Source organism: Thermicanus aegyptius DSM 12793, from assembly GCF_000510645.1.
Classification (GTDB): Bacteria; Bacillota; Bacilli; order Thermicanales; family Thermicanaceae; genus Thermicanus; species Thermicanus aegyptius.
On sequence record NZ_KI783301.1, the window covers coordinates 403645 to 428687 of the forward strand.

General features: G+C 50.4%; 21 protein-coding genes. 13 read left to right on the top strand and 8 right to left on the bottom strand.

The window, feature by feature from the left end; genetic code table 11:
* Nucleotides 1-17: 17 nt before the first annotated feature.
* From THEAE_RS21840 to THEAE_RS0102185, 7 genes are all read left to right on the top strand, one after another.
* On the top strand, nt 18-671 hold the full coding sequence (locus THEAE_RS21840; protein WP_028986373.1) for a TorD/DmsD family molecular chaperone: 654 nt from the start codon (nt 18-20) through the stop codon (nt 669-671).
* 1 nt (nt 672) lies between these two features.
* Complete coding sequence (gene dsrO / locus THEAE_RS0102160; protein WP_005588036.1) at nt 673-1296, top strand: sulfate reduction electron transfer complex DsrMKJOP subunit DsrO; 624 nt, start codon at nt 673-675, stop codon at nt 1294-1296.
* A 1-nt stretch (nt 1297) separates the two neighbouring features.
* Entirely contained in the window at nt 1298-2509 is a 1212-nt protein-coding gene (gene nrfD / locus THEAE_RS0102165) for an NrfD/PsrC family molybdoenzyme membrane anchor subunit (RefSeq protein WP_084213415.1), read from the top strand.
* A gap of 25 nt (nt 2510-2534) precedes the next feature.
* Entirely contained in the window at nt 2535-3479 is a 945-nt protein-coding gene (locus THEAE_RS0102170) for a 4Fe-4S binding protein (protein ID WP_028986375.1), read from the top strand.
* Nucleotides 3480-3561: 82 nt separating this feature from the next.
* A complete protein-coding gene (locus THEAE_RS0102175) occupies nt 3562-4584 on the top strand; it encodes an ABC transporter substrate-binding protein (protein WP_028986376.1) in 1023 nt (340 codons plus the stop codon).
* Nucleotides 4585-6759, top strand: coding sequence for a PAS domain-containing sensor histidine kinase (locus THEAE_RS0102180; protein ID WP_028986377.1), 2175 nt, complete (start codon nt 4585-4587; stop codon nt 6757-6759).
* Complete coding sequence (locus tag THEAE_RS0102185; protein WP_028986378.1) at nt 6756-8303, top strand: sigma-54-dependent transcriptional regulator; 1548 nt, start codon at nt 6756-6758, stop codon at nt 8301-8303. The genes THEAE_RS0102180 and THEAE_RS0102185 overlap by 4 nt, the downstream gene beginning before the upstream one ends.
* Before the next feature lie 6 nt (nt 8304-8309).
* Here the strand turns inward: THEAE_RS0102185 and THEAE_RS19725 are convergent, their stop codons facing one another.
* From THEAE_RS19725 to THEAE_RS0102205, 4 genes are read right to left on the bottom strand one after another with little or no spacing between them, the layout of a single operon-like run.
* Nucleotides 8310-8939, bottom strand: coding sequence for a metallophosphoesterase (locus THEAE_RS19725; RefSeq protein ID WP_052329700.1), 630 nt, complete (start codon nt 8937-8939; stop codon nt 8310-8312).
* On the bottom strand, nt 8936-10057 hold the full coding sequence (locus tag THEAE_RS0102195; RefSeq protein WP_028986379.1) for an ABC transporter ATP-binding protein: 1122 nt from the start codon (nt 10055-10057) through the stop codon (nt 8936-8938). The genes THEAE_RS19725 and THEAE_RS0102195 overlap by 4 nt, the downstream gene beginning before the upstream one ends.
* Nucleotides 10054-11724, bottom strand: a complete 1671-nt coding sequence (locus THEAE_RS0102200) for an ABC transporter permease (RefSeq protein ID WP_245605515.1) — start codon at nt 11722-11724, stop codon at nt 10054-10056. The genes THEAE_RS0102195 and THEAE_RS0102200 overlap by 4 nt, the downstream gene beginning before the upstream one ends.
* 34 nt (nt 11725-11758) lie before the next feature.
* Nucleotides 11759-12868 (bottom strand): ABC transporter substrate-binding protein, encoded by a 1110-nt coding sequence (locus THEAE_RS0102205; protein ID WP_028986381.1) that lies wholly within the window; start codon nt 12866-12868, stop codon nt 11759-11761.
* A 155-nt stretch (nt 12869-13023) separates the two neighbouring features.
* On the opposite strand from THEAE_RS0102205, the gene THEAE_RS0102210 reads away from it, so the two are divergent.
* The 5 genes from THEAE_RS0102210 to THEAE_RS19730 all read left to right on the top strand — a co-directional run bounded on the left by THEAE_RS0102210 (nt 13024) and on the right by THEAE_RS19730 (nt 18690).
* Nucleotides 13024-13929 (top strand): LysR family transcriptional regulator, encoded by a 906-nt coding sequence (locus tag THEAE_RS0102210; RefSeq protein WP_028986382.1) that lies wholly within the window; start codon nt 13024-13026, stop codon nt 13927-13929.
* A gap of 107 nt (nt 13930-14036) precedes the next feature.
* Nucleotides 14037-14423, top strand: coding sequence for a DUF302 domain-containing protein (locus tag THEAE_RS0102215; RefSeq protein ID WP_005588047.1), 387 nt, complete (start codon nt 14037-14039; stop codon nt 14421-14423).
* Nucleotides 14424-14628: 205 nt separating this feature from the next.
* A complete protein-coding gene (locus THEAE_RS0102220) occupies nt 14629-14916 on the top strand; it encodes an HU family DNA-binding protein (RefSeq protein ID WP_028986383.1) in 288 nt (95 codons plus the stop codon).
* Between the two features lie 245 nt (nt 14917-15161).
* Nucleotides 15162-16868 carry an ABC-ATPase domain-containing protein gene (locus tag THEAE_RS0102225; protein ID WP_028986384.1) on the top strand — a complete coding sequence of 569 codons (1707 nt, stop codon included), beginning with the start codon at nt 15162-15164 and terminating at the stop codon, nt 16866-16868.
* 148 nt (nt 16869-17016) lie between these two features.
* The gene (locus THEAE_RS19730; protein ID WP_005588050.1) at nt 17017-18690 is read left to right on the top strand and encodes a putative bifunctional diguanylate cyclase/phosphodiesterase; all 1674 of its coding nucleotides are present in this window, start codon (nt 17017-17019) and stop codon (nt 18688-18690) included.
* Nucleotides 18691-18902: 212 nt separating this feature from the next.
* Here THEAE_RS19730 and fdhF read toward each other — a convergent pair whose 3' ends face one another.
* Nucleotides 18903-21002: a formate dehydrogenase subunit alpha gene (fdhF, locus tag THEAE_RS19735; protein ID WP_245605516.1), complete on the bottom strand. Its 2100-nt coding sequence runs from the start codon at nt 21000-21002 to the stop codon at nt 18903-18905.
* A 192-nt stretch (nt 21003-21194) separates the two neighbouring features.
* Entirely contained in the window at nt 21195-22061 is an 867-nt protein-coding gene (gene proC, locus THEAE_RS0102245) for a pyrroline-5-carboxylate reductase (RefSeq protein ID WP_028986386.1), read from the bottom strand.
* Nucleotides 22062-22549: 488 nt separating this feature from the next.
* Between proC and THEAE_RS0102255 the strand changes: the two genes are divergently transcribed.
* Nucleotides 22550-23443, top strand: coding sequence for a C40 family peptidase (locus THEAE_RS0102255; protein WP_028986387.1), 894 nt, complete (start codon nt 22550-22552; stop codon nt 23441-23443).
* 20 nt (nt 23444-23463) lie between these two features.
* On the opposite strand, the gene THEAE_RS0102260 is transcribed toward THEAE_RS0102255, so the two are convergent.
* The gene (locus THEAE_RS0102260; RefSeq protein ID WP_005588055.1) at nt 23464-24543 is read right to left on the bottom strand and encodes a YheC/YheD family endospore coat-associated protein; all 1080 of its coding nucleotides are present in this window, start codon (nt 24541-24543) and stop codon (nt 23464-23466) included.
* Nucleotides 24540-24998 (bottom strand): GNAT family N-acetyltransferase, encoded by a 459-nt coding sequence (locus tag THEAE_RS0102265; protein WP_028986388.1) that lies wholly within the window; start codon nt 24996-24998, stop codon nt 24540-24542. Before THEAE_RS0102265 ends, THEAE_RS0102260 begins: the two co-directional genes overlap by 4 nt.
* Nucleotides 24999-25043: the final 45 nt, after the last annotated feature.

Genomic DNA, 25043 nt, shown 5'->3' on the forward strand with positions numbered 1-25043 from the left:
GAAAGGAGTGGGGGCGGGTGCTGAACCGAAGTGAAATTACGATGCGCGAGGAGATGTATCAATTTTTTGCTTCCTTTTTTTTGAAGGAGCCTAGCGAAGGGTTGTTGGAAGGGCTGCGCATCGTTCTTCCTTCATTGAAGGAAGATTTCCAGGGGGAGGAGGCGATTCTTCAATTGGAGCGATTGCTTACCACCTATACCGAAAAAGGGAGGAGACTGGAGGATTTTCAACAAGACTTTTATGATCTTTTTTTCGTTCCCATATCGGGACGGTATGCCCCTGCGGTAGAGTCGGTGCTACTCCATCATCAGTTTTGGGGTGAAGCGGAAAGGGATCTGGCGGAGAGATATCGGCGGGCTTGGTTTTACCCGGATGATTTGGAGATTTACCCTCCCTTGAAACAATTGGGAATGGCCGATTATCTCGGCTTTGAGCTGGCCTACATGGCGCATCTTTGCAATATGGAGACTTATTCGGGGATGGGGATAAGAAAACGGGTGGAGCAGGAAGAGGCGGAGATCCTGGATCTTCATCTTCTCCTTTTTGTAAACCGGTACCTCCCGAAGCTTCAGGAAGCGGGAGAGGAGACCCTCTATTTTCCCATGCTTCAGCTCTTGCAGCGGTTTATCGAGAAAGATCGACAACTCTTATCATGCGACGGAGGGATGTAGGATGGAAGAAAACGGGACGGAGACCAAAAGGAAGAAACGATATGCCATGGTGATTGACCTCCGGAAATGCATTGGGTGTGGGGCGTGTACCGTGGCATGTAAAGTGGAAAATCAAGTGCCCGATGGGGTTTACCGCACTTGGGTGAAGGAGATGGAGGTGGGTCTATTCCCCGATGTGAAGCGGGTAAAGCTGCCCAGGATGTGCAACCATTGTGAGGAAGCCCCTTGTGTGAAGGTTTGCCCCGTCCAAGCGACATGGCAGGCGGAGGATGGAACGGTCCTCATCGATTATGACCGTTGTATCGGCTGCAAGTATTGTATGGCAGCCTGTCCCTATGAAGCCCGTTATGTTAATCCGGTCACCCGGACGGCCGATAAATGCACCTTCTGCTACCACCGGGTGGAGGAGGGATTGGAACCGGCCTGCGTCGCCACCTGTGTGGGAGGAGCACGAGTATTCGGGGACCTGAACGATCCGAAGAGCTTGGTTCATCAATTGGTCGCCACCTGCAACACCCAGGTTCTGAAGGCGGAGATGGGAACGAAACCGCAAGTTTATTACATCGACGCCGACGGAACCCTCATGAGCAATGATTATGATCTTTTGAAGAGAGGAGAGAAATAGTATGGGTGAATATGTGCCGCTTCACTATCTCTATAACGTCCAACATGAAGTTCCCCTAGGATATCTCATCGCCGTCTATTTCTTCTATACGGGGCTTAGCGCCGGTTCTTTCCTTCTATCCAGCCTAAGTTCCGTCCTGGGCATGAAGAAGTATAAGCCGATTTCCAAGATCGGCACGGTGATGGCCCTTACCCTCCTCGCCATCGCCCCGCTCCACCTCATCGTCGATCTGGAGCAGCCGGCTCGGTTCTGGCACCTTTTCGTATACTTTAATCCCAGTTCCCCCATCACGTACGGGTCGTTTCTCCTCACCCTCTATCCCCTCATGACGGCCATCTACGGTTGGTTCATGTTTCGGAAGGATTTCGCGTTAGGGGCGAAAAGCTTAACCAACTGGCGGGGAAAGCTATACCGTTTTCTCTCCTTCGGATTTCAGGAGACCAGCGAGGAATCCTTTAAGAAGGATGAAAAGAGGGTGAAACAGCTGGGGATGATCACCGTCCCCCTGGCCCTGATGGTGCACGGCTATACCGGTTTCATTCTGGCCAATGTTCAGGCCCGGGGGTTATGGAACACCGCCCTCATGCCCTATATCTTCCTGATGTCGGCGGTGGTCTCCGGGACCGGCCTCCTCCTCATCCTTACCATGATCGCCGAGCGCTTTTTTAGCACCAAGAAGAAAATTACCCCGGAGAGGAAAGCTTTAATCGTAGAGATCGCCGGAATGATGGTCTGGTTTATTTTGATCGATGCGGTTCTCCTGATCACCGCCTTTATTGTCCTCTACTACGCCGGAACCAATGCCCATGAGACGGCTTGGCAAATGCTTTATGGCGAACATCAAATTTCTTTCTTGGTCTATGAGGTTCTGATCGGCCTCCTTCTCCCCTTTATCCTTTTTTCCATCCGCAAGGTACGGGAGAGTTATGCGGGGATTACCATCGCTTCGCTCATGACCCTCTTTGGGGTGATGGCCATGCGGATGAATTTCGTCGTCGGCGGACAGCAGCTGCAATTGGACGGGAACGGATGGACCGAGTATATTCCCAAGGTTTCACATCTCCGGTTTATCTTTGGTTTTGCGCTTCTCGAGATTTTACTCTTGTTCCTCCTCTTCTATCTCTTGCCGGTAACTGATGAAAAGGAGCGCTATTCGTCGGAGAAAAGGGAGGAGTCCTCCATTCTTCAAGGAACACATCCCGTACAGGGGTAAGGAGAGCGGAAAGGGGCTAAGATCGATGCTTACGACACTCTTCCGGTTGGGCATCATCTGGTCGAAGGAGCAAGATCCCATCCTTTTTCATCCGGAGCGATGTACCCATGCCCGCCATCAGGCCTCCACCTGTACCCGCTGCATTGAAAGCTGCCCCCATGGGGCGATTACCCTTGCGGGGAGAGGGGTGGAGATCTCCCCCGCTTGCCGGGACTGCGGATTGTGCGTTTCCTCCTGCCCTGTTGATGCCTTGGAACGAAGAGAAAGGGGACTGGAGCAGTACTACAGCCGCCTAGAGGAATCGTCAAAAGGGAAAAAAGAGCTTCTCTTCGTCTGCTCCCGGGCAAAAAAGGGAGGGGGAGGATTTCCCCTCCAATGCTTGGGGGAATTGGAGGAAGTTGCGATCCATGTGGCGATGGGGGAAGGAGTGTCGGAGTTCCTCTTCCTTGGCGGGACGTGTGAGGGGTGTCCATGGCGGAAAGGGGGAGAGAGGCTGAAGGAGAGAACGAAAGCATGGGAAAAGAAGTATCCGAAGTGCCGTTTTGTCTGGATCGAGGATGCGGAACGTAAAAACGAAGGTGGGAAAGGGGGCGAGTTCGGCAGGGAGAAAAAAGGGCATGATAGGCAGTCGGAAGTAGAACGGATGGACCGGAGAACCTTTTTTAAGCGCATGGCTGCGGGGACGAAAGACCTGGTCCTGAAAAGCATCGCCCCGGAAAAAGAGATTTTCCCGTGGGAAAAGGGGGAACTGAAACGAACGGATCTCGTGCGGTTAAAAGTGAGGAAGGATGAACCGAAGCTTTCCATCACCGAAAAATGCACCTTTTGTGGAATCTGTGAGAAGGTATGCCCTACCGGGGCGATTCAATTGAACCGGGAGCATGGAACGGGGGAAATCAATCCGGCTCTATGCGTAGACTGCCGTCTTTGCCGGGATGTCTGCTACCGGGAGGCGGTGGTGGCAAGGTGAGCTATGTTAAACAATTGTAACAAGTGGCGCTCAAACCCCGTGGTAGAATAGAAGGAGAAGAATTGAAATTTTCGGAGGCGTGATGAAACAAAAACCGGGCTTACTCTTCTTCATAGGACTTCTCCTTCTCTCCCTTTTTTCCTTTTTTTTGCTTTCTTTTCTCTTTAAATCTACCATTCCACAGGGGGAGATGTATCGAATCGGGATCTTATTGAGCGGACCGGAGAGGTTGGATAAGGTTAGAGGATTTATTGATGGGATGAGGGCATTAGGATTCGTAGAGGGTGTAGACTACCGGGTGATTTTGAGAGATTCGCAGAACGACCAGGAAAAGATGAAGGAGGATGCCGACGAACTGGATGGCATGGGGCTTGATCTCATCGCGACCGGCGGGGCGATCGAAACCCAGGCATTTCAAGGGAAAAAAGAGGGGAAGACGCCGATCCTCTTCATGGGTGCAGCCGATGCGGTCCAGCTGAAGTTGGTCGAACGGTATGGGTGCCCGGGGGGAAGGATCACGGGGTTGGAGAACGGCCATGTGGATCTATCCGGGAAACGCCTGCAGCTTCTAAAACTTCTCCTTCCCTCCGTACGGCGGGTCGTCGTCCTCTATGATAAACGGGTTGATGCGAGTCTTCTTGCCCTCAAAAAGGTACAAGAGGTGGCGGAACGGGAAAGCATTCCCCTCTTCCCCATTTCCATTTCTAACGAACAACAGTTAAAACGTTTCCAAGATGACACGTTCAAAAATGGAGATGCTCTTCTCCTCTTACCCAGCTACTATTTGGAGGAGATCAGCCCGCAATTGGCGGAAATCGCCCTGAAGAAAGGTCTTCCCCTCTTTGGCCTCTACGAGAACGACGTGAGAAACGGCTTTCTTCTCTCCTACGGCATCTCCTATTACGATCAAGGGTACCAATGTGCCAGGATGGCGAGCCAGCTCCTTCATGGCCAAGATCCGTCCACCCTCCCGGTGGAGACTCCGGAGACGGTGAAACTTTTGGTCAATCCGGAGACGGAACAAGCTCTCCATCTCACCTTTTCCCCAGCCGGGGAGGCTTTCGTAGAGCGAATCCGGATGGATCAGGAAAAGGGAGGGGAGTAGATGGCTTGGTGGAACCGCATTAAAATCCGACTCCTCCTTTTCGGGGTAACGATGTCGATCCTCCCGATTTTGATCATCGGCTGGTATAACGTAAGCGTGGTAAAGGGATGGTTAGAGGAAGGGGTGAAAGAGAAAGAGGTTACGATCGTGGAACGGGCGGCCGGGGAAGTGGAGCGGAGGATCGAGGGTCTGATGCAACGAATGAAATTCCTGAGCGATTTAAACGGAAGAATAGGCGAGGAACCCTTAAATCTCTCCCGCTGGGAAGTGGCCTTTTACGCCTTTCTAAAGCAGAATCAGGAAGTGGAGAATCTCTATCTCTTTGATCTAAAGGGAAGGGTACTCCTTCATGCCCAACGGTTTGAAGTGATACCTCCCCAGGAGATCTCCCCTATTCTTCTCCAGCGACTTCGAGAAAGCCGCTCGGAGGAACCTCAAATCGGCAGTCTCCACTATGCCAAGGATGGGACTCCTTATCTCTATGTCGCTCTTCCTTACTTTTCTAAAACAGGGGCATTCACCGGGGGATTCCTGGTAGAAGTAAATTTCAAAGGTACTTTTAGTCGGATTTCCGCCATCCATATGGGGGAGACAGGCTATCTTTATCTGATCGACGGTGATCGCCATCTCCTGGCCCATACGGAACATAGCCAGGTTTTGCAGAAAAGGGAAGTGATACAGGCGAAAGCGCTGCAAGACATGGTGAATAAACGCTGCAACATTCCTGTTCCTGCCGTTTATACCAGCTATACCGGAGAAAAGGTCATTGGCGTATATGCTCCCATCTCCATCTCCAGTTGGGGGGTGGTGGTGGAGCAACCCCTGCAGGAGGTGTATACCCCCATCCGGCGTCTCCTCCAACGCCTTCTTTTGGTGATGCTCATGATCATGGGCGCGGTGGCGGGAACCAGCATTTTCTTCGGCATCCGGTTTACTCGCCCCATCGAGAAGATGGAAAGGGCGGTTCGGAAAGTAACGGATGGAGAGCTAACGACGAAGATCGAGCATCCCTCCTCCGATGAATTTGGGCGATTGGCCAAAGCCTTTAACCGCATGATGGAACAGCTGAAAGAGAATCAAGAACGGTTGGAACAGGAAAAGGAAAGGCTGGATACCATCATCAATGGGAGCGGAGCAGGATTTGCCCTGGTTCGGGATGATTTCTCCGTCACCTGGATGAATGATCGGTTAAAAGAATGGCTTGGAAGGGATGAGGGGACCTTCCCTTGTTATCATCTTTTCGCCGGGGGAAACTTACCTTGCCAGGATTGTCCCCTTCTCCCCGGAGAGATCGTTCCGAAGCAGAATGAAGTTGTCACCAAGTTGGAGAAGGGAAGAGAGACCTCCATTTATCGCCATCGCATCTATCCTCTGGAGAGGGTGATGGAAGGGGACCCCCAATTCCTGGTGGTGGTAGAGGATATTACGGAACAGAAGAAGATGGAGGAGATGGTGATCCAAGCGGATAAGCTTTCCGCATTGGGGATGATGGCTTCCGGGTTTGCCCATGAGGTGAATAACCCCCTCGCCTCCATCAGCGCCTATGCGGAAGACCTGAAAGAGCGATTGGAGTCTGAAGGGGAAGGGGCCATTTCCTCACAAGAGGTGGGTAGATATCTTGGGATCATCCAGCAAAATGTGGCCCGCTGCAAGAAGATTATCGACTCCCTTCTCCATTTTTCCAGGAAGTCCTCCTTGGAACAGGGAGAGGTTGATCTGGAAGAGCTCATTCAGGAGAGCCTCCTTCTCATGGGACATGTGCTGAAACGAAAAGAGATTAAGGTGGTGAATCGGGTGGAGGAGGTCCCCCTGCTTCAGGGGGATCCCCTTCAGATTCAACAGGTTTTCATGAACATTTTCCAGAATGCCGTTGATGCCATGGAACCGGGAAAGAAACTTCTCCTTCAATCTGATCTCGATGGGGAGCACCTGAAGATCCAGGTGATCGATGAGGGGACGGGGATGAGTGAAGAAGAAATGAGCCGGGCTTTCGATCCTTTCTATACCACGAAGCCTGTGGGGAAGGGAACAGGATTGGGGCTCTATATCGCGTATCAGGTGATGAAGAAGATGGGCGGGGAGATTCGATTGGCCAGCAAAAAGGGAGAAGGGACGACGGTTACTCTTCTTTTCCCCTTGTTTAAAAGCGGTGAGAAAGAGGAGGGCACAGGATGAATGAGGAAGCCCATGTCTTGATCGTAGACGATGAAACGGATCTCTTAGGCCTGTTGGTGGAACGTTTGCAGAGAAAGAAATACCGGGTGGAAGGCTATGCGTCCCCTTTGGAAGCCCTGGAGAAAGCCGATCTCTCCTCTTGTGATGTGGGGATATTCGACATTAAGATGCCTGGGATGGATGGGATTGCCCTCTTAAAGGAAGCGAAGCGGCGAAATCCTCTCATGGAGATTATCATGCTTACAGGTCACGGAACGATAGAAACGGCGATCGAGGCGATGAAGGGGGGAGCCTATGATTATTTGACGAAGCCTTATCACTTGCAGGAACTGGAGGTCATCCTGCAAAAGGCGATGGAGAAAAAACGCCTTTTCGAGGAAAATCAGAGATTAAGAGAAGCCTTGCAGATGGAAGGGGCTCAGTTCCAAATCATCGGCGAAGATCCGGCCATGAAACGGATTCTCCACATGACGAGGCGGGTGGCGCAAAGCCAGGCTTCCGTCCTTATCGAGGGGGAGAGCGGGACAGGGAAAGAGTTGATCGCCCGGGCGATTCATGCTTGGAGTGATCGGAATGGGCAACCTTTTATTGCCATCAACTCCGGTTCCTTGATGGAGAGCTTACTGGAGAGTGAACTCTTCGGCCATTCGAAGGGGGCCTTTACAGGAGCGACGTCGGAGAAAAAGGGATTGGTTGAGATGGCGCATAAGGGAACCCTCTTCCTCGATGAGATCGGGGAAATGCCTTTCTCGCTGCAAGTTAAGCTTCTCCGCTTTTTGGAAAGCGGGGAGTTTCGTAGAGTGGGGGAAACGAAGCTTCGCACCGTCGATGTCCGGGTGGTGGCCGCCACCAACCGGAACCTGGAGGAGGAGATTGGAAAAGGAAATTTCCGGGAGGATCTCTATTACCGCTTAAATGTATTGAAGCTCACCGTTCCTCCCCTTCGCGAACGCCTCTCCGATATCCCGCTCCTTGCCCAATATTTTCTGGATCGCTTTCAAGCCAGCTATGGAAAGAAATCATTCACCGAGGAGGCCTTCCACCTTCTCCTCTCCCATTCTTATCCTGGAAATGTCCGTGAATTGGCCCATATCGTGGAGCGGGGAGTTCTCCTCTCCCAAGGCGAGTGGATCCGGGGCGAGGACCTCTTTCCCCAGGGGATTTCCTCCATCGGATCGGCTCAACGGAAGACGGGAGGAGAGAAGATGGGAGAGAAAGAGAGTGGAGGGAGAAAGAGGGAAGAAGGGACCGGGTTGGGAGGAGAAAAGGTGCCTAAGGAGGAAGAAGAGTTGGAAGAGAGAGGGGAGGGAAGCGCAATCGGAGAGGGTGGAGCGAAGGAAGAGGAGGTAGGAAAGAAAAGAGAACCGGAAGAGCATGCAGGGGAAGATCTTCTCCTCCCCTTGGAGGAGATGGAAAAACGACATATCCTCCGCGTTTTAAAAGAGTGCCGCGGGAATAAAAGCAAGGCGGCCCAGATCCTCCGCATCAGCCTGCGAAATCTTTATCGGAAGTTGGAGGCTTATGGGGTGAAGGAGGAGAGGTGAATCTCCTCACCCCCATTTCATGATCCGTATATCCCCATTGAGATTCCCTTTTGACGTGGAGAGGGAATAGGAGAGACGATGGGTCAGGTCCACCAGAGTAAGACGTAAGCCGTGCTTAGCCCCGGTATCGATTCCCAATTTTCCAGGGACATGCCACAACTCCCCCGGTAGAGCTCCCAGATGATGGGTAGGCGTATGGCCAAAGACCACGGTATAGGGCATGTGCTCTGAGCTGTTCCAGAAATCCTCTCGAATTCCCGTTAAATCGGAGATCCTCTGATTTTCCAACGAGATTCCAGGTCTGATCCCGGCGTGGACAAATAAATAGGAATCTTGCAGAAGGTAGAAAGGTAACGATTTTAGAAAGTTAAGATCAGCCTGTGAAATGAAGGAAGAATTCACCTTGTCCAATTTATTTATCAGCCAAAGTTCCATATTTCCCGCAATTGCTTTGGCGCCATGCTGAAACAAATCCCGGATGTATGTGATTCCTTCCCAGGTGGAGGGAGAATAATCAATAAAGTCTCCTAACAGATATAAATCATCGGTTCCAGGGAGATACCCTGCTTTTTCCAGCAGGATACGCACTCCTTCTGAAAACCCATGAATATCGGAAATGACTAAGATGCGTCTCATAAAATCGACCTTTCATCATCAAGGGAATAGAGAAATGCGTTTTTTGGTGGGATCCATATCCACCCCTTCTGCTCCGTTTCTAAGGGATGGAGATGGAAAAAGGAAAGGGACTGCCCATCTAGGGTTTCGGCGAGGATCCGATAACGGCTCCCTTCGAAAGCGCTCAAGACCACCCGAACGGGTAATCGATTACTATTCAAGGGCTCTCCGCCAAAAGATGCGTTCTCTTTTCCCTCCTCCACCCAGACGACATCGTCAGGGCGAAAGAGAAGCTGAAGGGAGCGGGGAGACATGTTTCCGTTTAAACCGGGCATCTTCCCAAGAATGGTTTCCTCTCCGACACGGATTCCGGTTCCTTCATGGAGGGATACTCTCCGACCGGTGAGGTGATTGCTCGCTCCCAGGAGAGAAGCGATGGAAGGTGTGGATGGGTTTGCATAACAAATCTCCGGGCGATCCATCTGATCGATTTTTCCTTGGCCCATGATGATGAGCCGGTTTGCCATGGCGAAGGCTTCCGCAGGGTCATGGGTGACATGTAACACGGTGGTTTGCAGCTTACGGAACAGATAGGCCATCTCTGTTCGCATCTCGATGCGAAGGCGCATATCCAAATTGGATAGGGGTTCATCCAGCAAGATGAGATCCGGTTGAGTGGCCAAAGCTCTGGCGATGGCGACCCGTTGTTGTTGCCCGCCGGATAATTGTGAAGGAAGCCTGTTCTCCAGTCCATCGAGATGAAGCAGGGAGACCAATTCGGAAACTCTTTTTTTCATCTCGAGAGGGGAGACCTTTTGCCGACGCAGTCCATAGGCAATATTCTCATACACATTCATATGCGGCCAAAGGGCGTAGTCCTGGAACACCATATTGATTCTCCGCTTTTCGGGAGGGATAAAACGAGAGGGCGAGGAAACGACCTCTCCCCGAAAGCGAATGGAACCGGCATCTGGTTGTTGCAATCCGGCGATCAGTTGTAGTAGCGTAGATTTTCCACAACCGGAAGGGCCAAGGACGCTGATGATTTCCCCCGCATGAACCGAGAAACTTACCCCTTTTAATGCGTGAAAAGAACCGTATGACTTATGAAGATCTTCAACCTCTAAGAAAGGATTCATTCCATTCCCCTTCCTCCGTGGAACCTATTTTCTTTGAAAATGAGTTGAACGATAAGGATGATGAGGATGACCAATCCTCCCCCCGTTAACGTCACTGCGGAGGCATATCCGAATTGTAAATTTTCAAAGGCTTTATTGATCGATACCGGTAATGTGATGAAGTTAGGGGGATAAAGTATGGAAGTGATCGCAAGATCAAAAACAGTGGTTCCAAAGGCTGCCAGGACGGAAGAAAGAAATGCTGCTCTTAAAAGCGGAAAAAGGATGGAAACCATACGTTGAATGCCCCCTGCTCCCTGAACCTGTGCCGCATGGAGCAATGTTTTAGGAATTTTGGCCATCCCTCCGACCATGATTCGAGTGGTGATCGGAATCGCACCGGCAATACCGGCTAAAACAAGGATCCAGGGAGTGCCGTAGAGAAGAAGTCCCACGGATTTAAGCCACGCTTGGTTCCAGATAAAAATATATCCAATTCCAAGGACAACACCGGGTACAGCGAAGGAGATCAAGGAGATCACATCGATCACCTGTCGGTACGGAAATAGGGAATAGGTTAATACGTAAGCCACAAGAAAACCTAAAATTACGCCCACAAGAGCTGCGATCGAAGCGATGCCTATGGAATGTTGAATGCTTTCCAAAAGAGGGCCTCCGTTTCGGAACAACTGTTCATAATGCTGTAGAGTGAGCCCTTTTATGCCGGATGTCGTCGTTGAATCGGACAAAGACATCAGCAGATTAGATCCAAATGGGATGCCCAATACAATCGCCAGGAAAAAAAGATTTCCGGTAGTGAGCAGCATGGCGAACCGTTTTGGTTTTTGCGGTTCGTATCGGGTTGCCCGAGCGGTTAAAAAATCGTAGCGGGATTTACGCAATACATAGAATTGCAAACCCATTGCCAGAGCAATCAGGAGAACCAGATAAAAGGATAAAACGCCTGCCATATCGAAGCGAATCGGCGAGGTATAAAGGGCCGTGTAAATCGAATAGGGAAGCGTAGGGAAGCGAAATACCGCCGCAATCGAAGCGGGCATACCAAAGTCTCCGACCGTATCCATGAAGATGAGCAGGGCGCCGGAGAAATAAGCGGGAAGAAGTAAGGGCATATCCACGGTCCTTAATACCGCCCAAGCTGAACCCCCATTGAGCCGAGCCGCATCATGTAAACGCTTCTCCTTCCATTCCAAGGCGGCATAGACCGTTAAATAGGCGAGTGGGAACTTACTCAGCGTCATGATGGCAATAAGGCCTAGAGGATTAAAAACCAGGGAATGGAACCATCCCCAACCGAACCACTCCGCAGCAATTCCTCCGGAGGAGGCGAACATCACCCACCCTTGAGCCAAAATGAAGGAGGGGGTGATGATCAGTAACCAATTGGCCACATCAAGCCATCTTGCGGTGGGAAAAGACCACTTGGCTCGTACCATGGCCAATGCACCGCCCAATAACGCGGCGAATAAAGTGGTGCCGATCCCAAGCAATAGGGAATTTTTAAGGGATAATAACCAAAGGGGTCTGCGAAAGACCTCGAACAGAAGGGAAAGATCACCTACCGTCAGTTTCCCAAAGAAGATTCCAGGCAATAAAACTTGGAGGATCACTGCAGCCAAGGGAAGAAGAATAAGAAGGAACAGGATGGCCAGCACAAACCAGCCCATCCTATCCTCTTTTCCGGATACTCTACACATGGCATTACTTCACCGCTTGATCGGCAAACCATTGTTTGATTTCTGCTTCATGCTGTGCGGCCCAATCGGCTTCCGCCACGACCAGCTTGGCTTGACCGGCCCGATCTTTTTTAGGCGTTGCCCCTTTTGCTGAGGGCTCGAAGTAAGCTTCTTCTCCTTGGTCGATCAGTTTTTGTTGCGTTTTTGGGTCGAGGAGAAATTCAACGAAGGCTTTGGCCGCCTCCAAATGCTTCGTTTGTTTTTGAATGGCCACCACCCGAACGGATGCCGGTGCGCCTTCTTCCGGCCAGACGATCTCCACCGGTTCATTTTGATTTTTTAGGGTATAGGCGTTGCTTTCTTGAAGAGCCGCCACTTTAATCTCCCCGCCGGTTAAAGCCTTAGCAACATTGGGGTTTTTCGGATAAACTTTGGCACCATTCTTAAAAAGGGCATCGAAATATGCTTTTCCACCGTCCATTCCTTTGTTTTGAAAAAACCAGGCCACGAACGGGTAAGCCGGGGCAGCGACCGCTGGGTCGGCCATGCCAAGACTTCCCTTAAACGCAGGTTTTGTTAAGTCATCCCACGATTTAGGCGCCGTTTCACGGGTAAAGGCTTTTGTGTTGTAAACCAGAACGGCTGCGGCATGGGCACCGGTCGGATAATAGGAATGATTTTCCGGAACGAAGGCTTTGGCGAAGTCGGTTAAGTTTTCATAGTTTTTCGGGATCCAACCCTCCAACAATTGTCCGGATTTACCCAATTGATGAATGGAGGGCATCGCATCCATCCAAACCACATCCCAATGCGGATTTCCCTTTTCCGCCTCGATGCGGGACATGATCTCGGCGCCGTTTCCGGTGACGAGTTCCAGCTTATACCCGGTGGCTTCTTCAAACAAGGGTTTGATCATTTCATCAAAGTCATTCAGGTAAACCACAAGAGGCTCGTCCGATTGGGGTTTATCCTTAGTAGACCCGTCAAGTGACGTTGTCTGCCCGGATTGGCCGGTTCCGGTGGACCGGGCCGGCGTGGCTTCAGAACTCGAATTCTTTCCACAGCCGACGGTAAGAAACAAGAGACTTAGAACCAGAGCGAACAGCATAAACAGATTCCGGCTTCTATTGATCATCCATACACCCTCCCAATTTCAATTTGTACATTTTCTATTCTAAGGGAGGATTGTGAGAGGAACGTAAACCGGGAGTAAAGGTTATGTTAAATAATTTATATAATTATTGATGTTTATATAGATAAAATCTATAGTTGAAAGGGGGGGATGTTGGGATGAATCTTCAACAATTGCGCGTTTTCGTAACCCTGGCACGGAAGAGATCATTGACGGCGGTTGCCGCCGAGTTACATTTGAGACAACCAACCGTGAGCTTCCATGTAAAAAAATTGGAGGAAGAACTGGGCGTCGCATTGTTTCAGAGAAAGAACCGCTATTTTCGCCTGACGGATGCGGGAGAGGACTTGCTTCCTTACGCCCGGCGGATGATCGCTTTGGAGGAGGAAGCGGAACAACGGATGAAAGAGTATCGGGAGCAAGGGAGGGGAAAATTAAAGATCGGGGCAAGTTATACTCCGGCTACCTATTTCTTACCCACCTATTTAGAGTCCTTTCAGAAACAATTTCCAAACATTCTTCCTTTGCTAACGGTGAAAAAGGCGGGAACGATTCTGGAGATGTTGAAGGAGTATGAGGTCGATGTGGCCGTAATCTCGCTTTCGGATGAAAAGAGGGAAGGAATGGAAATCATTCCCCTCATTGAGGACGAATTGAAGCTCCTTCTATCAACTCAACATCCTTTGGCAGAGAAAGAAAAGATCACTATAGAAGATTTGCAGGATGAGTCGTTCTTAATTCATGAAAAAGGCTCTACATCCCGAGAACTTTCCGAAGCTTGGGCCAAGGAGAATGGGCTTCAATGGAACGTTCGCATGGAATTAGGAGCCATTGAAACGATCAAAGAATCGGTAAAACATAACATAGGCATTGGGATTCTGCCCAAGCGAAGCGTGGAGCGTGACATCGCCCTGGGTGAATTGGTGATGCGGGATCTTCCCGGCTATGTGAATCGACGTTATATTAGTCTGGCCTATCGTAAAGGAGATGAAACGGTCTTTCCTGCGAAGAAATTTATAGAGTTTTTGAAAAAAAGTGTGGAGAACGGAACCTTCTCGCCTTGACAAGGGGAAGAGGGGAAGGATATCCTTTTAGTGCAAATACCCAAGCTGGTATGATGGATGAATCGATTTGAACGGGACAATATTAGGAGTAAAGGAGGAAGGATGAGATGATTGACTACACGGTGACCACCACGAAGACGGTGGATGAAGCGGTCAACGCCTTGGCGGAAAGCTTAAAGAAGCGGAAGTTCGGTGTGCTCTGGGATCTCAACATGACGGAGACCCTGCGGAATAAAGGGGTGGAATTTGAACACCCATACCGGATTTTGGAGGTATGTAACCCTCAGGAGGCGAAGAGGGTTCTCGGCGAAACCCTGATGGTGGGTTATTTCCTTCCCTGCAAAATCGTGGTCTATGAAAAAGATGGGATGACCCATATCGGAATGCCGAAGCCGACGGAAATCATGAAGATGATCGGAAATGAGCGGATTGCGGAGACAGCGGCAAAGGTTGAGGCCGAACTAGTGGCTGCCATCCAAGAGGCGAAATCGTAAATCGGGGAGACGTTCCACCACTTATATGCGCCGCCGGTAGCAGAGGGAGGATCATGATCCGTTTCATCCATTTAGGATAAAGTAAATAGAAAAAGAGCGGATCAAACGGTTTAGGCGTTTATCCTGAAAAGAAAATGTCCATAATTGTGCTAGACGAGCCCAGATCCACCAGCATAAGAGGCATGTATGGAAAGGGGGGAAAGAAGTGAACAAAAGCGAATTGGTCGCACGCGTAGCCGAGATGACGGGATTTACGAAAAAGGATTCCTCAAAGGCTGTAGATGCGGTTTTAGATGCGATCACCGATGCGCTAAAAACCGGAGAGAAGGTCCAACTGATCGGTTTCGGGAATTTTGAGATTCGGGAGCGCTCCGCCAGGAAAGGGCGGAACCCCCAGACCGGCGAGGAAATCATGATCTCAGCTTCTAAAGTTCCTGCCTTTAGACCGGGAAAGGGTTTGAAAGAACAGATTTATCGCAGGACAGTGAGATAAGATATTTGCTCCATCCGGAAGATGAATGGGAAAGACAATTTTGAGGAAGGCGCCTGAAGAGGAAGTCGGCAGCCTTCCTTTTCTGTTGCCGATGCCGTGGTTTGTATGGAATGATGAGGGGCGGTATACTTTAAGGGGAGCCCATATCCCTTTCCAAAACATAAAATGGGCGAGAAAAAAAGGGATACGACGGGGACCGAAAGCATTGGGCACGAACATGAGAAAAAAGAGAGGAGAAGTAGACTATGGAGAGACTCCGTTCCATTCTCACCCGCATCGATGGGAGAGGGTACAAAGCCTATAAAGAGATGGAAGGAAGATATGAGGGAAAGGGATATACCCTCTTGATTGACCACGTACAGGGGGATCCTTTCGCCGCTCCTTCCCGCATCCGACTCCTTCTCCCTCGGGAGCGGGCCAGGCTATCCAAGGAGATGGATCAAACCCCCTGGAGGAAAGTTGCCCTCGCCGATTTTCTCAACCGCTCCGTTCTCATGGCTATACGCCAAGTGGGAAAGAGGAGGGGATCGGGTCGCAGCGGTCTGATCCGGATCGATACTCCCGGACAGGAGATGCTCATGCGGACGGCGGTTCGGCTCACGGAGGAGCAGGTTGAATTCCGGCTCTCCGTGGGTCTTCCGGCCCGGGGAAGGACGGTGCTGGGGAGGGAAGCGATCGAGATGTTCCTGGAGGATCTGCCGGAGATTCTTCAAAAAGGCGTATTGGAGAGAGATGAGGCGGCCCTTCGCCGCCAACTGGAATTGTCGGATCAGCAAGAAGCCATTTATCGCTATCTCGAAGCCCATAAGCTCGTTGCCTTCGTCGGAGACGGAGCCGTTCTTCCCCGGGAGAGCGGGATTAGCGACAGACCGATGCAAGGGAAAGGAGTGATCCCTTTTTACTCCCCTCCCTCTCTAGCGGTGGAAATTCCGATCCCCCATCGGGAGAAACCGATTCGTGGCATGGGAATTCCCCAGGGAGTCACCTTAATCGTAGGGGGAGGGTATCACGGGAAAAGCACCCTTCTTAAGGCGATTGAGCGTGGCGTTTATCCCCACATCCCCGGAGATGGGCGGGAGTACGTCCTCACAGACACTACCGCCGTAAAGATTAGGGCGGAAGATGGGCGTAAGATCACCGGAGTCAATCTGACTCCCTTTATCCACCAACTTCCATATGGGAAGGAGACCACCTTCTTTACCACGGAAGATGCTTCGGGGAGCACGTCCCAAGCAGCCAATATCCTGGAGATGCTGGAGGTAGGGGCACGTCTCCTCCTCATCGATGAAGATACAAGTGCCACCAATTTCATGATCCGGGATGCCCGGATGCAGGCTCTGGTAGAGAAAGAGAAGGAACCGATCACTCCCTTCATTGACCGAGTTCGAGAGCTTTACGAGGAACAAGGGGTCTCTACCCTTCTCGTCGTAGGCGGAACCGGTGATTATCTCGATGTGGCTGATACGGTCATCTTGATGGACGAGTACAAAGCGTATGATGTGACACAGAAGGCAAAAGAGGTGGCGGGACGGTTAAAGAGTACTCGTAAACCGGAGACAACCTCCCCTCTCCATCTCACTCCCCGCATCCCTCTCCCAGAAAGTTTCTCTGCTTTAAGGAAAGGGAGGGAGAAGGCGGAGGCAAAGGGCATTTTTACAATTCTCCTGGGAGAGGAGAGGATTGACCTCTCTTACTGTGAGCAGTTGGTGGATGAAAGCCAGACCCGAGCCATCGCCAACCTTCTTAGGCTGCTGGGGGAAGAGAGGGAGGTGGGCAGGTGGGAGATGAACCGGCTCCTCGTAGAGGTGGAAAAAAGGCTTCAGGAGAAGGGTTTAGAAGTTCTCTCTCCCTATCCGCCGGGAAAACATCCCGGCGATATGGCCCTTCCCCGTCGTTTCGAGATCGCGATGGCGGTCAACCGACTCCGCTCTCTTCGCATAAAAAATCCTTAATGAGCGATTGACAACATTTGCTACTCCTTTTACAATAATTGATGAAATAGGATATATTTCGAACCGATTCGACTTTTTTTGTTTATTCCTCAATCGTAATCCGGGTCAGTAGGCTTTTACAGAAGAAACGGGGGAGGGGAGAGGGATCATGGGTTCATCTGAGGTTGAGGAGAAACTTCCTGCTCTCATTCTGGACCATTTGGAAGAAGGGGTTCTTCTCACCAATCCCAAAGCAGAAATCATCTATGTAAACACGCATTTTACTCGCGTGACGGGATATGGGAAGGAAGAAGTAACGGGCAAAAACCCGAACATCTTAAGCTCCGGGATTCATGGAGAAGATTTTTATCGCCAGATGTGGCAAAAGATTCTCACCCTTGGAAGATGGGAAGGGGAGATTTGGAATCGAAGGAAAAATGGCGAGCTTTATCTGGAAGGAGCCATGATTCAATCGATCCAGGATATGGAGGGAAATCCCCGCTATTTTATGGCTGTCTTTCGGGACATCACCGAAAAGAAACGACTGGAAGAGAAGATTCACCAATTGGCCCATTACGACCCGGTCACTCATCTACCCAATGAATCTTTTTTAACGATGACCTTAGATCGTCTCATTCAGGAAAGAAAGGATACCGGGCAGAAGATCGCTATCGTCCATCTCAGCGTTCTCCAGTTTAAACAAATTGCCGAATCGCTGGGCCGTATATCCGGGAATAAGCTCCTCCGCACGATTGCGGACCAATTAAAGGAAATCATCGGCCAGGAAGGTTTTCTGGGGAAGTGGAACGGATCGCAATTTATTCTTCTTCTTCCTATCTCCGATTATGATGAGGTGATTTCCCTCGTTCAAAAAGTATTGGGGGAGTTTCATCGCCATTTTAGTCTCGATCATCATCATTTTTACCTCACCCTTCGAGCGGGAATCAGTCTTTATCCCCAGGATGGAGAAGAACCTGAGCTCTTGTTTCAAAAGGCGGAACAAGCTTCTTCCTTCACCAGAGAAGTTCGAGTCCCTTACCTTCTCTACTCCTCCCAGTTTGAGGAGAAGATCCACATCCGTTTGACGGTCAGAGAGTACCTCAGGAGGGCTTTGGAAGAAAAACAGTTCTACCTGCATTATCAACCCATTGTTGATTTGCATACAGGGAAATGGATGGGGGCAGAAGCTTTGGTCCGCTGGAACCACCCTGTCTTAGGTCCTTTGGCTCCGGGTATCTTTATTCCTGTGGCTGAAGAAATGGAGTTCATCGGCCTTCTCGATGAAGAGGTAATGCGTTTGGCTTGCTTAAAACTGAGGGAGTGGGAGGAGAGGGTTCCTCCCTCTTTCCGGATGGCGATCAATCTCTCTGTTCAGGAATTTCAGGTGCGGGATCTGGTGGCGAGCGTCGATCGGATTCTTCAGGAGACCGGAGTAAGCGGTGAACAGATCGATTTGGAGATCACAGAAAGCGCCTTAATGCAGGATGCGGAGAGCTCTTTACAAAAGCTTCATGCTTTGAAGGAGCGGGGGATCCGCATCAGCCTCGATGATTTCGGCACCGGTTACTCCTCTCTCCAATATCTGCATCGTCTACCACTGGACAAGCTAAAAATCGACCGATCTTTTCTTAAGAATATTAACGGGGATGATCGGGATCGGACGATTGTCAAATCGGTTATTGATCTGGGCCATAATCTGGGATTAAAGGTACTGGCAGAGGGAATAGAGGAGGAAGAGCAGTTCCAACTCCTTAAGCGGCTTGGAAGCGATGAGGGGCAGGGAAACCTCTTTAGCCCTCCCATCCCCGGTGAAGAATGGGAAACCCGTTTCATGCGCCGGTAAGGCTCCAAAGCCACTTTAACCTTAAAAGGTGCTGTTCCATAAGTCATCATAAAATATTGCACAAAAACATACATCCCGTTCCACTTTGATGGTGGTTCGGGATGTTTTTTTATAAAAATTGGGATCGGTTATTCGATTATACTCTTTTGAGACAGTCCTTTTTCCGATGATCGGTCAATTTCTAAGTTTTGCCGTGAAGAACCATTCGTTTCCTACAGGATGGTTTCATTCAGGAGAGATGTTGAATTCGTGGCCGTCTCCGAAACTTTCTCCACCTTTACGGCGCAGGCTTTATACTGGGCTGTTCCCGAAATGGGGTCATATTCATTTAACGTAAGTTGGTTGGTAGGAACCTCGCGCCAATGGAAGCTCATGAAGAGAAGACCAGGCGCCGATTTCTCGGTAATCTGGGCTTTTACCCTAACCGATCCCCGACGGGAGGAGACCTGTACGAGATCGCCATCCTGAATACCGAGGCGAGACGCGTCTTCAGGGTGAATATCCAGGCGCTCCTCCGTCTGTTTTAATTTCACGCCGCTCGCATAATGACGGGTCTGAGTGTGGGTGTTGTATTGTTCATATCGCCTCCCCGTGGTAAGGATGAAGGGATACTCTTCGTCGGCAGGTTCCGGAGGGGGAAGATAATCGACGGGGACGAACTTTCCTTTCATTCCGGTAAAAGTTTCCTGATGGAACCGTTCATGGAGATAGCCGGTGCCTGGATGATCCTCCGTAGGGCAGGGGTATTGAAGCCCCCCCTCCCGATCCAGACGTTCATAGCTCATCCCTCCATACATCTCCGGAACAAGGGAACGGATTTCATTCCAAATCTCTTCGGCATGGGTGTAATGCATCGGATATCCCAGACGGGTGGAGAGGTCACAGAGGATCTCCCAATCTTCCCGCGTTCCCGGGGCGGCCTCCACCGCTTTTCGTACCCGCTGCACTCGACGTTCCGTGTTGATAAATGTACCTTCGCTTTCCGCCCAGGAACGGGCAGGCAGCACCACATGGGCTAATTCAGCCGTCTCATGCATGAAAATATCTTGTACCACGAGAAGCTCTAATTGTTCAAAGAGGTGCCTTGTATGGCTCTTGTAAACATCGGCCTGAATGGGATTTTCTCCGATGATATAGACGGCCTTCACCGTCCCTTCTTCAATGCGCTGGAAGGTGCGGGTCTGGGTATCTCCCACGTGGGGATTAAGCCTTACTCCCCATCTCTCTTCAAACCGTTTTCTCACCGTCTCGTCATAGAGGGGTAACCCCCCGGTCAACATATTGGGTAAGGCCCCCATATCCCCGGCCCCTTGCACATTATTCTGTCCCCTTAAGGGCATGATTCCGTTGCCGGGTTTTCCGATATGGCCTGTGAGAAGGGCGAGATTGGCGATGTCGAAAACATTATTCACCCCATGTACATGTTCTGTGATCCCGAGGGTATAGGCGATCATCCCGTTTTCTGCGGTGGCGAAGGCACGAGCCGTTTCAATGATTTTCTCCTCCGGGATTCCGCAGATCTCAGAGACATGGTTAGGGGTATAAGCCGCCACCTTTTTCTTTAATTCTTCAAACCCCGTCGTCCGTTCGGCGATGAAGGTGGGGTTGTAGAGCCCCTCTTCGATGATGACATGAATCATCCCGTTGATGAGGGCGATGTCGCTTCCGACACGGATTTGAAGGTGATCTGCCGCCACCTTGGTCATCTCAATCTTTCGCGGATCGACGACGATGATCTTAAGACCTTTTTTCACCGCTGCTTTCATGCGATTCGCGATGATGGGATGAGCCTCCGTCGTATTGGAACCCATGAGGAGTAGGAGGTTTGCTTTCTCAAAATCGGCGATGGATCCTGTGGGGAATCCGCTGCCCAACACGGTCGCCAGACCGGCGACGCTGGGAGCGTGTCAAGTCCGATTACAGCCGTCGATATGGTTGCTGCCTATGGCTGCCCGCAGGAATTTCTGGGAAATATAGTTGGTTTCATTGGTTGACCGGGCGCTGGCAAAAAGGGAGATCGCATCGGCCCCCCAGCGTTCTTTGATGCTCTTTAGTTTCGTCGTGACATAATCCATCGCTTCTTGCCATGAAACCGGAACCAATTTTCCCGCTTTGCGGAGGAGGGGTTCTTTCAGTCGATTCTCCGCATGGACGTAGGTGTAGGCAAAGGCCCCTTTAACGCAAGTTTGTCCTCGGTTTACCGGAGCTTCACGGTCTCCTCGGACTTTCACGATGCGGTTATTTTCCACCTCTAGAACAAGACCGCATCCTGTCCCGCAATAGCCGCAGATCGTTTTCACTTCCGTGGGCATCGATCATTCCCCCTTTGTAAATTGTAAACTTTCTCTGCAAGTCTTATGACTCGTCTCTCCTTTGCAACGGCCACTATATCCATTTTACTCCATACTCCCCATGTTGTCATAGGTGAAACGGTTTGAAGGTCCATTTCCCGGTTCAGTGGATGCAAGAAACGGGGGATACGAAGGAATTCTCAGTGGATGGGCTCATTTGGATTGAGTTTGCAAGGGAGGCAAGACTTCCTCCTTCTTTTTTTCAAAGGAGTTCCGAATTTCCAGTGACCTTTTCCAAGCAGAAAGGACGGCTCCTTTTACCGCCTCTTGAAATTTGGACTGATTTAAGAATTCGATGCCTGCGACCGTTGTTCCACCGGGAGACATGATTTTAGTACGCAGGATCGAAGGTTCTTCACCGGTTTCGATCAACATGTGGGCGGCTCCCAGGAGCGTCTTTAGGGTGAGTTCCCGGGAGATTTGCGGACTAAGGCCTACCTCTATCCCTGCTTGTTCCATGGCTTCAACCAAATAATAAATGTAGGCGGGGCCGCTGCCGGAGAGAGCCGTGACGGCATCCAGATCCTCTTCCTTCACCCATGTAACGGAACCAATGGCTTTAAAGATCTCCTCCGCATCTTCCACATTCTCTTGGCTGCAATGGGGGCCTACGGCGATGGCGGTGGCAGACAAGCCGATGGCGGAAGAAGTATTCGGCATGGTCCGGATGATCGGTAAACGGAAACCCACCAGTCGAAGGAGGTAATCCATCGATACCCCTGCCATCATGGAGATCATGAGTTGCTTCCGATGGAGATATGCCTTAATAGGAAAGAGTGCTTCCGCCGCATCTTTCGGTTTTATGGCCAGGATGAGGATATCCATCTCCTTCAACACGGAGTTATCCGTAACGGGCTCAATTCCATACCTGTCGGACAACTCTTTTAGCCTCTCCTTTCGGGAGCGGTTCGTGACATGGATTTGCCGGGGAGAGACCTTCCCCTCCTTAACCAGACCTTGAATGAGCGCCTCCGCCATCGACCCTGCACCGATCATGCCGATTTTCTTTTGACGGACCATGGTGATCCTCCTTCCTCTCAAGGAATTTTTCCATACATATGGAGTTTAAATTGAAAGAAATAAAAAAGCCTTCCATCCTCGAAGGACGAAAGGCTTGCTTCCGTGGTACCACCTTACATGACTGCGGGAGCAGTCACTCATTCTCCTTTTTTAGCACGCTAAAAAAGGTTCTCCAAGATAACAGGGGGGTCTCCCTGGCCAAGTCATCCCTGGCAGTTCATGGGTGGGTTCAGAAAGGGTTGGGGCGAAGCTTCCAGCCAAGGCTTCGTTCTCTAGAACCTCATTCCTCTCCTACTCTTCCCAATCATCACTACATAAACATCCATTTTATGTTCCTTATTATGCATCGTGGGGAGGCCGTTGTCAAGAGATCAACGTGTTTATTTCAACATGATCCGTAAAAAGGCGGCTTATTTTACCAGAAAGATGGATATGAATCTATGCTATGATGGGTCCAAGGGGAGAAACCAAAAAAGGAGAGTGATGAAATGCATTTAAGGAATCGAAAGAATCCCTTCGTTGTTGCTTTAACCCTGATGCTATTCGCCGCTTCTTTTCTCATTCCGGTGCATGCTCCCTCGGCTGCCCCATTATCGAAAGCAGATCAGGTCGTCCAGGTGGCCAAAAGCCTTTTGGGGAAGCCATATAAAGCGGGCGCAACCGGCCCGTATGCCTTTGATAACTGGGCGTTTACCAAAGAAGTTTTTTCCCGCGTGGGCATTTTATTAAACGACTCCGTTACGGCTCAAGCAAAACAAGGGATCCTAATTCCAAAGGGAATATCCCCGAAACCAGGGGATCTCGTCTTCTTTGGATACGGCCCATCCCGTGTGATCCACGTAGGGATCTACATGGGAAATAACCAATTGATTGACGCCTATCAATACAGCGGTAAGGTGGCCGTTCACGATGCAACGGGGATCTACAAAAAATATTATCTTGGCGCAAGACGAGTCATTCAGGAAGAAAATCCTTCCTCCGACTCCCGCGCCCAAGTGGCAGCCCGAGTGGTGGAGGATGCAAAAAAATATTTAGGGGTGGACTACAAGCTGGGGGCTGATTACGACAAAGACGGCAGCTACAAATTTGATTGCAGCAGCTTCACTCAGAAGGTCTTCGCCGATGTGGGGATTAAACTTCCCCGAACCGCAACACAGCAGCGAAATGTTACCCGGCTTCTTTCCCCTGGAGAGACGCTCCAAATCGGGGATCTGGTTTTCTTCGATACCGATTTAAGCGGAGGGATGAACCACGTGGGCATTTACATCGGAAACCAGGAATTTATTCATGCTTCCACCGCAAAGGGCGGCAAGGTTCAGATCAGCCGTTTGGACCGCCCCTACTGGAAAAAAGTATATCTTTATGCAACACGGGTGTTTTAGGGAGGAATAGAAAAAAGGTGTTAAACTCCGACGATCTTCCGACAGAGGAAAAGGTGGTACTCAATGGGCTTTCTGACCGCTTCCTGATAGGCCTCCCGCTGACCTGTTCGCAGAAAAATTTTACGGTCCGGTTTCGAATTGGCTTCGATCAACCGGAAACTGCCATCGGACAGGATGCCAAGATCCAAACCAAACTCAACAAAGGACCCATACCGTTCTTCCAATTTTTTTGCAATGAGCAGCGAAATCTTCCGGATCTTTTGGAGAATGGGTTCCGGGTCCCGATGAAGATATGAACGAACAAATTCTTCCGAGCGAATCGCATTTGCTCCTTTGGCTAAATTGGAGACCACTCGGTGGCTTTTTCCGATTCTTGTTCCCATTCCTGTGAAGCTCCATTCCCCCTTGCCGTCCTTTTGTACCAATACCCGGGTATCGCAGGTTTTCCCTCCATATTCAATGGGGATTTTTCGTTGAATCAAGTATCGTTCCCGATTGAGATGGGGGAGGATAACTTGCCTCAGCTCTTCCATTCCTACTATTTTATGGTCCAACCATCTTCCCTCCCGCGTTCTGCCGCTTAAGAGATACCGATTCCCTTTTTTTTCAAGAGCGAAGATATCCCGGCCCCCTGTTCCGTTGATCGGTTTTAGGATGGATGGGCCGCGTTTAAGAAAACGGGGGATCTCCTCGATACGGGTGAGGGGAATGGTCTCCGGAATGTACTCGTTTAGTTCCGGGAGGGAAGAGAGGTATTCCATCACGCCCAGTTTGTGAGAATATCCATGATATGAAAAAGGGATGATTCCTGATTTTCGAAATTCTACATAACGCTTAAATTGTTTCGTAGGATGGTATCGGACATGGTCGTAGACCAAATGGGGGAAAAAAACCCACCTTCTTTCCCACTTCTTTTGCTTCAGATCATAGCAGAGGGCGCGAATCCGTTCCTTTTTATGATCCACATCATCGACCCCAAAGGCAAAGAGTTCCACCGGGTAGTTTTGAGCCGCTTTAGTTAAAGCGGCGATATAACTCATTTGGCTGTAGCGGTCCTTGCCCGTTTGATAGGTGAGGACCCCGATTCGGTAAGATTTCACGTCACATCTTCCTTCTTCCATTGTCCGATTCCCAACCAGAGGGTAGGTTTGCCGGTAGGTCCTTCGATTAATTTAAATCCGACCATACCAATGCCAAGGCACATTTTCAGGCTTGGCAGGTTGTCTAAAGCGACCCGCCCGTAGAGTGTACCCAGGCTCTCGATTGCCCTTTTCAGCATTTCCTTTCCCAGATTCCGATTCCGGTGCTTTGGATGGACCGCAATCAATGATTCCTTGAGGCCAAAATCGGAAACGGCGAACAGGCCAATTAATTTTTTTGCCTCCGTTGCGATCAAGATCAGGGTTCCCTTCTCTTCCAATTCCTTTCCTTCCATGTTTTTTAACCAGCGGATGGCGCGGTGGGTAATATGCCCCCCACCAAACCGGCGAAGAAAGTGAAGCAGGAAAGGGCGGTATGGGTGGAGCTCGTCAGGAGTAAGGGTACGGAATTCCATCGGTTTTCCTCGTTTCTTCTGGAATTTATCATCGCCGGGAACCTA